Annotated in this window: 4 protein-coding genes and 2 pseudogenes; all 6 read right to left on the bottom strand. The window is 37.4% G+C overall.

Features of this window, described 5'->3' with window-relative positions:
* Positions 1–139: 139 nt before the first annotated feature.
* The 6 genes and pseudogenes from KKC46_18480 to KKC46_18455 all read right to left on the bottom strand — a co-directional run bounded on the left by KKC46_18480 (position 140) and on the right by KKC46_18455 (position 10166).
* A pseudogene (locus tag KKC46_18480) lies at positions 140–2764 on the bottom strand (DEAD/DEAH box helicase family protein).
* Positions 2761–3792 (bottom strand): virulence RhuM family protein, encoded by a 1032-nt coding sequence (locus KKC46_18475; protein MBU1055790.1) that lies wholly within the window; start codon positions 3790–3792, stop codon positions 2761–2763. Before KKC46_18475 ends, KKC46_18480 begins: the two are co-directional and overlap by 4 nt.
* A 2-nt stretch (positions 3793–3794) precedes the next feature.
* Positions 3795–5804 carry a site-specific DNA-methyltransferase gene (locus KKC46_18470; GenBank protein MBU1055789.1) on the bottom strand — a complete coding sequence of 670 codons (2010 nt, stop codon included), beginning with the start codon at positions 5802–5804 and terminating at the stop codon, positions 3795–3797.
* A 102-nt stretch (positions 5805–5906) separates the two neighbouring features.
* The gene (locus KKC46_18465) at positions 5907–6542 is read right to left on the bottom strand and encodes a DUF4391 domain-containing protein (protein MBU1055788.1); all 636 of its coding nucleotides are present in this window, start codon (positions 6540–6542) and stop codon (positions 5907–5909) included.
* A gap of 92 nt (positions 6543–6634) precedes the next feature.
* Positions 6635–7027 carry a GxxExxY protein gene (locus KKC46_18460; protein MBU1055787.1) on the bottom strand — a complete coding sequence of 131 codons (393 nt, stop codon included), beginning with the start codon at positions 7025–7027 and terminating at the stop codon, positions 6635–6637.
* A gap of 103 nt (positions 7028–7130) precedes the next feature.
* Positions 7131–10166: pseudogene (locus KKC46_18455) on the bottom strand (DEAD/DEAH box helicase family protein).
* Positions 10167–10303: the final 137 nt, after the last annotated feature.

Genomic DNA, 10303 nt, shown 5'->3' with positions numbered 1-10303 from the left:
GCCCTCAGAATAAACTATGATAAACCCCTGTATAATAAATTTGTTCTGTTCTCATCAAAGATTTACTTTAAGCAGTTCGCACCAAAATTCCTGTCAAGTACTTTTTTACTTCTTTTTCATTTTTTTCGCTGAATAGTTACAAATTATTTATGGTAAAAATACTGTCATCATAAGTCTTGTCTGTTTTTGAATAAACAATGTTATTTATGAGCATCGCCGCTTTTTCACCGTTTATAATTCGTGCAGCCCCCTGTATGAAACTCTCCGGATTAACTCTGAAGTTATAGAACGTATCCCGTCGTAAACCCTTCAATATTTTAACGATTGTTTTTCTGGTAAGGGTTGTCTCTTTTGCAATTTCAGCCACTAAGTCATACGTCAAAGAACCAAGGAGAGAATCTGCCTTTTCTGTTATACTTCTCTCCTTTTTCATGCTTTCACCGGCTTTAAGTGTCGCCTCATCAATTTTGTCCTGTTGTTCGCCGGAAGTTATGTTTATTAAAACCTTTTTCACCGTCAGATTGGTATCAATTGTTTTTATACATTTCTCTATAAGTTCTTGACTGGCAAAATCCACTTCATACACGGTCTTTACTTTAATTTTTTTCCATAAATCCTGAAACTCTATTTTAGCAAAATTATCATTCGGCTTTAAAACAGGTTCATTAATGTTATTAGCGCTTTCATTTTCAGCGGCTGTAAAGTTTGCTGTTGTGTAGATATTCTGCAGCAGTTCTGAAACACAGCTTTCAAAACCCTTTAATTTTTCGGGGACTTCATATGTTTTGCTTTCTATATCTTTTATTAAAGTATCTGTAATCTGGTAATTATTATCAATATATCCCTTGATTTTCATATCAAAGATCAAATCCATTGAACTCTGATTATCAAAGGTGAATTTCTCGCCCTTTTCATTTTTTAATATACGGTTATTCAATACATCAATGGTAAGGTTGCCCGGTCTTTCGGATAGTGACGCTACAATTTCATTCTGAAGAGCCTTTGCAAAAAAATCATAGGATTCGCTTGCAACCACAGTTAATTTGTTTATATCAAAAAATTCACTTTCAAGAACAGAAGTGTCCATGCGCTCACCTTGGGAATTTACGCAAATACGCAAACCCCGTCCTATTTCCTGTCTTTTACTGATTTCCGACTGGCTGTGTTTCAAAGTGCATATTTGGAACACATTGGGATTATCCCAGCCTTCCCGCAGTGCAGAATGAGAGAAGATAAAGCGGGTAGGTTCGCTCAGGCTTAAAAGCTTTTCTTTATTTTTCATAATAAGATCATATGCACTTTCATCATCACTTCCGCCTTCCCCTCTTTTTTCCTTTGAATTGACAAAGCGCCCCTTTTTATCAATTGAGAAATAACCTTTGTGAATTTCATCCACTGCAAATCTGTGCAAATAGTCATTGTAATCAGTTTCAAACAAACATACCTCGCTGATTGCCCTCTTATACTCCTCTTCAAATACTTTTGCGTAGTCGCCTTTTTGCCGGTTATTGCTTTTATCGTACAGCCGATATTTTGCCACCTCATCAATAAAAAAGAGGGATAAAACCTTTATGCCTTTTGTAAACATCATACGCTCTTTTTCAATATGAGATTTTACGGTCTCCCGAATCTGTATGCGGCGGACATGTTCTTCATCCACATCGCCGGTTGCTTGCCCAACGGTTAATTCCACGCCATTAGTAAAGGAAACTCTGTTGGTTAATCCGTTAATCTCTTTTACAATAAAGCCTTTATACTGTTGGAGTTCATTTGAGAAAACAAACAAATCATCCTTTTCTTTTATCTGTCTGATTTTTTTCTGTATGCCGTTGCTCTGTTTTACCTCAAGCTCCAAATAGGCAACGGGGTACTTGCTGGTACTAATCTGTATTCTATCGAGAAAGAGATAACAATTAGTCCCGGAGTTGCCAACGACTTCAATACCCTTTACACTTATTTTTTTAACAAGCTTCCGGTTATAGGCATCAATGGCATCGAGGCGGTAGATTTTATTGAACTCGAAATCTTTTTTGTGCGTAGCAGAGTATCGCAGTGTAAAAAGCTGATTGAACTCTCTGTCGGTGAATATCTTTTCAGCCTTTTTACCAAAACGCTGAGGTTCATCAATGATTAAAATCGGTCGTGCCCGCTTGATAATATCGATAGGTCTCTCTGACTGTAAAGAATCCAGTTTTTGATAAATCTTTCGGGATTCCTTGCTGGTTGTGGCGAAAGCCTGATAATTCATGATGATCACTTCGATATTGGAAGTGTCCGCAAAGCTTTTAATGTTTATTAAATTGGATTTATTGTTGGTGTTGTAAATCGAAAACCGGATTTTTTTTCCGTATATTTCCTGAAAATGCTCGGCTGTTATCTCCAGGGATTTGTGTACACCTTCACGGATAGCCACGGAAGGCACCATGATAATATACTTGTTCCAGCCATAGTGCTTGTTGAGTTCGTACATGGTTTTGGTATAGACATAGGTTTTCCCTGTACCGGTCTCCATCTCAATGGTAAAATTGAGCCCGTCCAAACGACTGATCGTTTTTAATCCCTGTTCTTTTTGCAAGGCTTGAACATTCTTTAAAATATCAGTATCTATAATTTCCAGCTTTTTGTTGGAAAAAATCTCTTCAGTAAAAAGTTCTGTCCTGCCGATAACTTCTTTTCTAAATCCCTTGCTTTGTCCTTCGAAACAACGGACAACGGCCATGGTGGCATCAGTCTGGTAGGGTTGCTGTTTGAATATCAGTTTCATTCTTTTGTCTCCAGCAGTTTTTTTATTTCCCGGTCAAAATCTGATTCAAAAAGCCGGTCTTGTATAGGACGGTATTTTTCAAATTCACTTTCGGCGATTGATTTGGCAATTTCTGCGGTTACTTTGCCCGCATTTTGAAGAACTTCCTCTTCATTAAACTGCAGAAATGCATCCAGCTTTTTCACCCAATCTTTCATAGTCATAGGGATTCCCCGTTCTGCTTGATGTTCTGCATAATCCAGATACATAGTGACAATCCGGTTCAGAGGTTTTAATTCCTTTTCTGTCAGATAATTTTTGGCAATTGAAACATCTGATTTTCTAATTTTCCCATAAGGAGAATTTTTCCACGAAGCAAGCCCCATATAATCTTTTTTGTGATCTGCTCGGGATACAATAACTTCAGCCGCTGTCTGCTTTGTAATTGCCCAGTGAAGTTTATTTTGAACTGTTGCGAAAAACAATTTTGTAGTCTCTGCGTTCACATCATAATCAATACTGCATTCAGCATAAATGTCTGTAATTTTTTGATATAGCCTTCTTTCGCTACTGCGGATGTCCCTTATCTTTTCGAGCTGCTCATCAAAATAGTCTTTACCGAAAAGAGGTTTTGGATTTTTCAAACGCTCCACATCCATTGTGTAGCCTTTAATTATATATTCTTTAAGAACTTGTGTTGCCCAGATACGAAACTGGGTTGCTCGAAGAGAATTTACCCTGTAACCAACTGCAATAATGGCATCAAGATTGTAAAATTTAGTCTGGTTTACTTGGGTTTTCCCCTCAATAGCGCCATGCTGAGTGGGTATTTCCAAAATGGAAACAACCACTTTTTCATCAAGTTCGTTGGTCTCAAAAATATTTTTTAAATGCTTAGATATAGCAGGAACGCCAACATCAAAAAGTTGAGCTATTTTTTTTTGCGGCAGCCAAATAGTCTCATTATACAAATAAACATCAATTTTGATTTCACCATTGGGATTCTTATACAGCAAAAACTCTGTCAGCTTTTCATTATCTTTTTTCATAATTATATCACCATCACTTTCGTTTCCGGCGACAGCCTTTTAAACCGCTCTTCCACATTTATGCGGTCTTTGTCGTCTTTGAAGCCGGCATCTTTAAATACTACTTTAAAAGGTTTTAAATCCGCTATGGTATCGATAATTTTAAAATCAATGTCATTATCAAAACAGGCGACAAGAGCATTGGTCTGGACGATAAAAACTGTGTTGCCGAGTATCTTTTTTGTTTCTATGGGCAAGGAGAGTTCAAGACCGAGATCAAGAATAACTTGAGTTAAAAGGTCTTCTGGGGTGCGGTCTTCTTCGATGTTGCTTTCAAGAAAACTGAGTTGCTCCTGTTTGAGTTCACTCGGATGATAAAACACATTTTTCATGTTGCTATCGGCGGTTTTGTAAACACGAAAGCCGATATCGATATTTTTTGACCACGAAACACTCGAAATACCCGAAAGGGGATCAGAATTTTTGTTGTTGACCTCGCCAAACAGATCATATTCTTTGTTCTCTTTTTTCGTGTTTTTCGTGGTTAATTCTTCTATTATTTTCTTCCCTGCACGGCGGATGCGTTCTTTGCCGATTTCGGCAATGGTTTTGTAACCTGCTTGGTAGGCTTCGCTGTTTTCGTCGGTTTTTTCGGGGAGTTGTACCATGATGAATTTGCGGTTGCCGTTATCTTCGGCGTTGAGCTGCATTACTGCGTGGGCTGTTGCTGCTGAGCCAGAAAAAAAATCCAACACAATAGCATTATCGTCAGAGTAAAGATTTATAAACCATTTTATCAATTGTGTAGGTTTGGGAGTATCAAAAGGCTTAAAATCAAATAGTTCTTTTAATTCTCTAGTAGCATCAGCATTAGAACCGTATTTATCCAGCCAAGTACTCCATCCTACTGATTTTTTAATATCTCTAATTTTTTCATAGGGTACCCATCTTTCTGTTTTCCCATTCACGCTAACCCCGGAGTCATAATTCCTAAGTTCCCAATGAAAAAAATCAGGATCTTTTAGTGCTACAACAATTAGTGGATTATTTTTGCCCCAGCGCCAATGACCTTCTTTCCCATCGTTTCTATATGGAACCACCTCAATACCCTTAGGCGTGACTAATGGGTAAAATTGATTGGGCCTATCTTCTCTTAAAGATACACCACCCCATTTCATTAGCTCACGTCCTTTTCTATAAGGTCCGTTTATATCTTTCTGATTTAACCCACCAGTTGAACGTTCTTCTTGAGAAATATTAATAATGGAATTCTTATAATAAATAAGTAAGTATTCATGGCCCGTTCGGAGCCCTGTTTTTTCTTTACCCCCACTTGCTTCTGATAACCATGGCGCGCATGCTAATTTATTTCCTTCACCAAAGATTTCATCAAGGATTTTGCCTAATTGAAAAAGCTCTGTATCATGAATAGATACCGCAATAAGCCCATCACCAGCCAACAAATCCCTTGCTATTATAAGCCTTTCATACATCATACTCAGCCAATCGGAATGAAACCTGCCGTTACTGTCTGTATTCTTAAAAAGCTTTCCGCCTTCTTCATCCTCTACACCAAGTTCTTCTTCATACGCTTCTTTGCTCTTTTTAAAATCATCTTTATAGATAAAATCATTACCTGTATTATACGGCGGATCAATATAGATCATCTTCACTTTGCCGAGATAACTCTCCTGTAAAATTTTCAGCACTTCAAAATTATCGCCTTCGATATACAGGTTTTCGGTGGTATCAAAATTTACCGATTCTTCTCTGCACGGTCGCAATGTTTTGGTAATGGGCGTATTGGCTTTTAGGAGTGAAGCCTTTTTCCCCGGCCAGTCCAGCCGGTAGCGTTCGTCATCGGTTTCCACAAGATTTTTGGATAAACTCTGTTTGAGCAGGTCAAAATCAACAGCCTTTCTAAGATTGCCGTTTTCATCTTTTGTTTCGGTAATTACATTAGGGAAAAGAGCCGCAATCTGTTCTATATTTTTATCCGTCAAGTCCGGTGTCTGCATTTTCAGTTTGTCCACTTGCTATAACTCCTTATTTTTTTTACCACGAAACACACGAAATACTCGAAAGAAAATTAAAAACGCTTTCCCTATTTTCGTGTCTTTCGTGTGTTTCGTGGTTCATTCTTCAACAATCCTCTTCAACTCAGCTTTCTTTGCCAGCAGAATCTTATTTATCTCAACTTTGCGGTTAAACTGTTTTTCCTTTGAAATTTTAACTTCCAGAGCGGTTATCTCGTTTTCTAATGTCTTAATCTTTTTATCAACATCAATAATTTCCTGAAAACTGCTTTTCGTTTTTGCTTTGTTCCGGATAAATGCCCTCACCAATTTTTGATAGACCTTTTCCAGATTAATACCAGTAAAATCAAAAAGCATATCTTCATTCCAGTCGGAAAAATAGTAGTTTTCAACACTGGTATTTTCTTTCAGTGTTATTCCATACGCCACGCTCTCATTAAAAACAAATCGGTATAAAATCTTATACGGTATGGTTTTATCAATAACCTGAAGTACTTTTTTAGGGATTACCAGTTCTTTCAACTCAATTTCAAATATTTGTATCTCTGTAACTGTGTCTGTTTTGGTTATGCCTACTGTGCTTTCGGCAAGTTTATACTTCCAGGTGATTTTTTGAATTTTATCGACAAATTCCTTCTGAAGCTTTGAACTGAGCGTTGCCTTTTCGTAAAATTTGGTTTTTGCAATAAACTTATTTACAAAAGACTCTTTTGGCAGTTTTAATTCATCATTCACAATTCACTCTTTTTACCACGAAACACACGAAATACTCGAAAGAAGAGCAAAAACTCTTTTCCAAATTTTGTGATTTTCGTGTATTTCATGGTTTATAAAATTATCCTTTCAATTTGCACCTTCGGATGATGACCAAAATTGACAAGTAAACCAAGTTTATGGCCTGTAGCCTTTAAGTAATTAAACAATTGTGCTTTGTGCTCATTAGCCAATTCCGTAACGGCTTTTAACTCAACAATTATTTTATCATAGCAGATTAAATCCGGTTTGTACCGTTGTTCAAGTTTTTCCCCCTTGTAAGTAAGAAGAATTTCTTTCTGAGAATAAAAGGGAATTCCTTTACAAGTAAGCTCTTTTTCAAGACATTCCTGATATACAGCTTCCAAAAAGCCACATCCCATCTCACGATATACTTCAAAGATTGCTCCCTGAATTAAAAAACATTCATCTTTATAAAGTATTTTTTCGCGCCCTTCATTTTCCATTACTGTACGTCCTTATTTTTTACCACGAAACACTCGAAAGAAGAATTAAAAATGTTTTTCCTCTTTTCGTGCCTTTCGTGTGTTTCGTGGTTATTTGTCTTCATTATTTTACCGCCACAAAAGTTAATAGCTCAAAATCTTCCAGACCTTTTATATTATTCATCAGGGCAGTGGTACCGCCTGCTGTAAAAAGACTATCAACATCGCCTTCATCTTTGACATTGAGCACCGCTTCAATGGACTTATTGAGTAAACCGGAATACTTCGACATATTTTTGCCATCATCGGTTTCATCATTAAAAAGATCATATACTTCTTTGATCGGTTCACTTTTTCCCTTGCACAGGGTTCGCAGGATATCCAGTGTGTTTTTAACATTTAAATGGTTGGACAGAATTGAACCATCTGCTTTTATATATACCAGATAAAACGGGTGGAGCTGGTTTGTTTTGTCAATATTGATTTCATTATTGATATTCTTTAAAACAAAAACAACGCCTTCTTCAATGCCCCGTTCAGTATCCTCTTTGCATACAGTATGCATGCCATTCGCAACCCTCTCAAGGCTGCCATGCTCTTTGATATAATTCACCAGGTCCATTCGGAAATCATTTAAGCCAAGATCGGTTATGGATACTCCTGAACCCATTTCTTCAATATCCACTACTTCTTCCTGCAACTTTTCAAGCTGTTTTTTTCTGAAAAGCAGATCTGATGATTTATTGGTGAGTACATTATCTTCGCCGGAAGCAGTTGCGTCCACCATGAACATTTTACTTTCGACCCGGTTTTTCAAATTGATATAGTCATCAAGAGAAAGCTGCGGCCAGAAGTTGACGAGCTGAATATCTTTATTTATAGACCCGATTCTGTCTATTCGACCAAACCGCTGGATAATGCGGACTGGATTCCAGTGGATATCGTAATTTATGAGTGTGTCGCAATCCTGCAAGTTTTGTCCCTCTGATATACAGTCTGTTGCAATCAGAATATCTATTTCAGGGGCATCCTGTTTTCTGCGTTCTTTTGAACGGGGGGAAAAGTTTATAAGAAGGTTATTAAAGCTGTTGTCTATCTTTAGTGTGTTTTGATTGTTATCAGAGCCTGTTATCTTTGCGGTTGCCAGGTTGTGGACTTTCATATTGTAGTCAGCAAGGTTCTGATAGAGATAGTTCACCGTATCGGCAAAAGCGCTAAAAATTAGAATTTTGCGATTCCCCGGATTTATAGGAGATTCCAGTTTCTTCTTGATGAAATTCTTTAAATCCCGGAGCTTTGTATCATGTTTCGGCGTAACTTTTGCCATCTCTTTAAATATGGCTTTTGCAACAAATATATCTGCCTGCAAATCATGTTTCCAGCCGGATGTGTTCATATCGACAAGGTTTACCTTAACTTTGCCGCCTACACTCATTTCATCACTCAGCCAGTCATCACTTTCTGAGTCTATGTTAATATCATTCAGTTGGGTTGATTCGGCAAAACCTTGAGTGCCTTTCTTTTCAAAATCCTCAATTTTTCCTATGGTAATTTCATTCTCTTTTATAAATTTACTAAGGGTGATTCTGAATGAATCGACAGAGCTTTCAAGCCTCTTAAGCAAGTTTACCCGCATAAGGGTTTGCAGGCTTTTTTCCCGGTGCGATTGTTTAAAGCTTACTTTTTCACTGATGTTGGTGTCGTATAACTCACTATAAAAGCTTCGTTTACTGTCCAGAATATATTCTGTAGGCGAATAGATAGCCAGGTTCAGCCTTGAGAGTTCTTTGTAGAGTTCCGATATCTCAATAAAGCCTTCAAGATCAGTAATATCCGCATGGTGTGTAATTGGCTTTAATCGATTAGGGAACTTGCCGATTTTATTGATGTCATAATATTTTTCGATATGTTTTCTGCTTCTGGCAATGGTAACGCTATCAAGCAGTTTAAAAAAATCAAAATTCATATTGAGGCTGGCAAGCAGCGCCTGACTGCTTCGTTCTTCTACCGGCAGTTTAGTCCAGTCATTAAAGATTTTCTGCGCATTGGATAAAATTGTTTCAACTGATTTTTCAGTACCCAGATTGTCATCTGTCTTCCCGGTTTCTCCTTCCCACGCCAAAGCAATCTGGTTTTTTAAATCCGTAAATCTGTTATTAACAGGTGTTGCTGAAAGCATTAGGACTTTTGTTTTAACACCAGCCTTCATGACATCGTTAAGCAGCTTCTGGTAGCGGGTCACTCTATCTTTACGTGGATCATTATTTCTGAAGTTATGCGATTCATCAATGACCACCAGATCATAATTGCCCCAGTTTATACGTGATAAATCTATTCCATTAGATTCACCTTTTTCTCTTGATAAGTCTGTATGGAATAAGACATCATAATTTAAACGATCTTTGACCAGTGGGTTGTCTTCATAGTTGTTTAAAAAAGTCTGCCAGTTATCTCCCAATTTTTTGGGACAGAGTACAAGTACCGTGCGGTTTCTTTCCTGATAATATTTTATGACACCTAACGCCGTGAATGTTTTACCAAGTCCGACACTGTCAGCAAGTATACAGCCGTTATGCCGCTCCAGTTTATTGATAATGCCCAGAACAGCATCACGCTGAAAGTCATAGAGCTTGTTCCAGATTATCGATTCTTTAAATCCCGTTTTTTCGTTCGCCAGTTCATCTTCTGAAATATCTTCAAGGAATTCATTGAAAATATTAAATAGAGTGAGATAATAGATAAATTCCGGGGGGTTTTCTTTATAGAGATCAGCAATGTAACCAACAACTTCGTTCGTTACATTTTTTAATGTTTTCTCGTCATTCCAAATATCTTCAAAATTCTGCAAGTATTGACTGGTTGTCGCATAGTCATCGGTTTTAATAATCTGATGCAGTATCGAGTTGTCTTTCTCATATCCAAAACCGGCACTGCTGAATTCATTGATGCCCATGTACACATAGCTGTTATCATTGTTTACGAGCGAAATATGCGGCTGTATGTATTTATTGTCGATATTTGTTTTGAATTCTACTTTCTGTTCAATCCATTTTTTGCACTCTTTCGCAATCGCCTTGCCTTTAAGCTCGTTTTTCAGGTTTATTTCAAACTCAGATCCGCTTATAGCCTTTTGCCTGAAATTGGCATGTATTTGAAACTCCCAATAAACTTTAAATTATATTGTTGATGGCACAGCAATATCAGTCCCAGCCACATCAGCTGCTTCCACCAGTTTCAGGCCAAATTGTTTAGCTCGGTTTTTCATGTTTTTTATTATTCTCTGTTTATATTGCATCT

The sequence above is a fragment of the Pseudomonadota bacterium genome (genome assembly GCA_018817425.1).
Classification (GTDB): domain Bacteria; phylum Desulfobacterota; class Desulfobacteria; order Desulfobacterales; family RPRI01; genus RPRI01.
The sequence above is the reverse complement of the archived record's forward strand: the minus strand, read 5'-3'. Positions and strand labels throughout refer to the sequence as shown.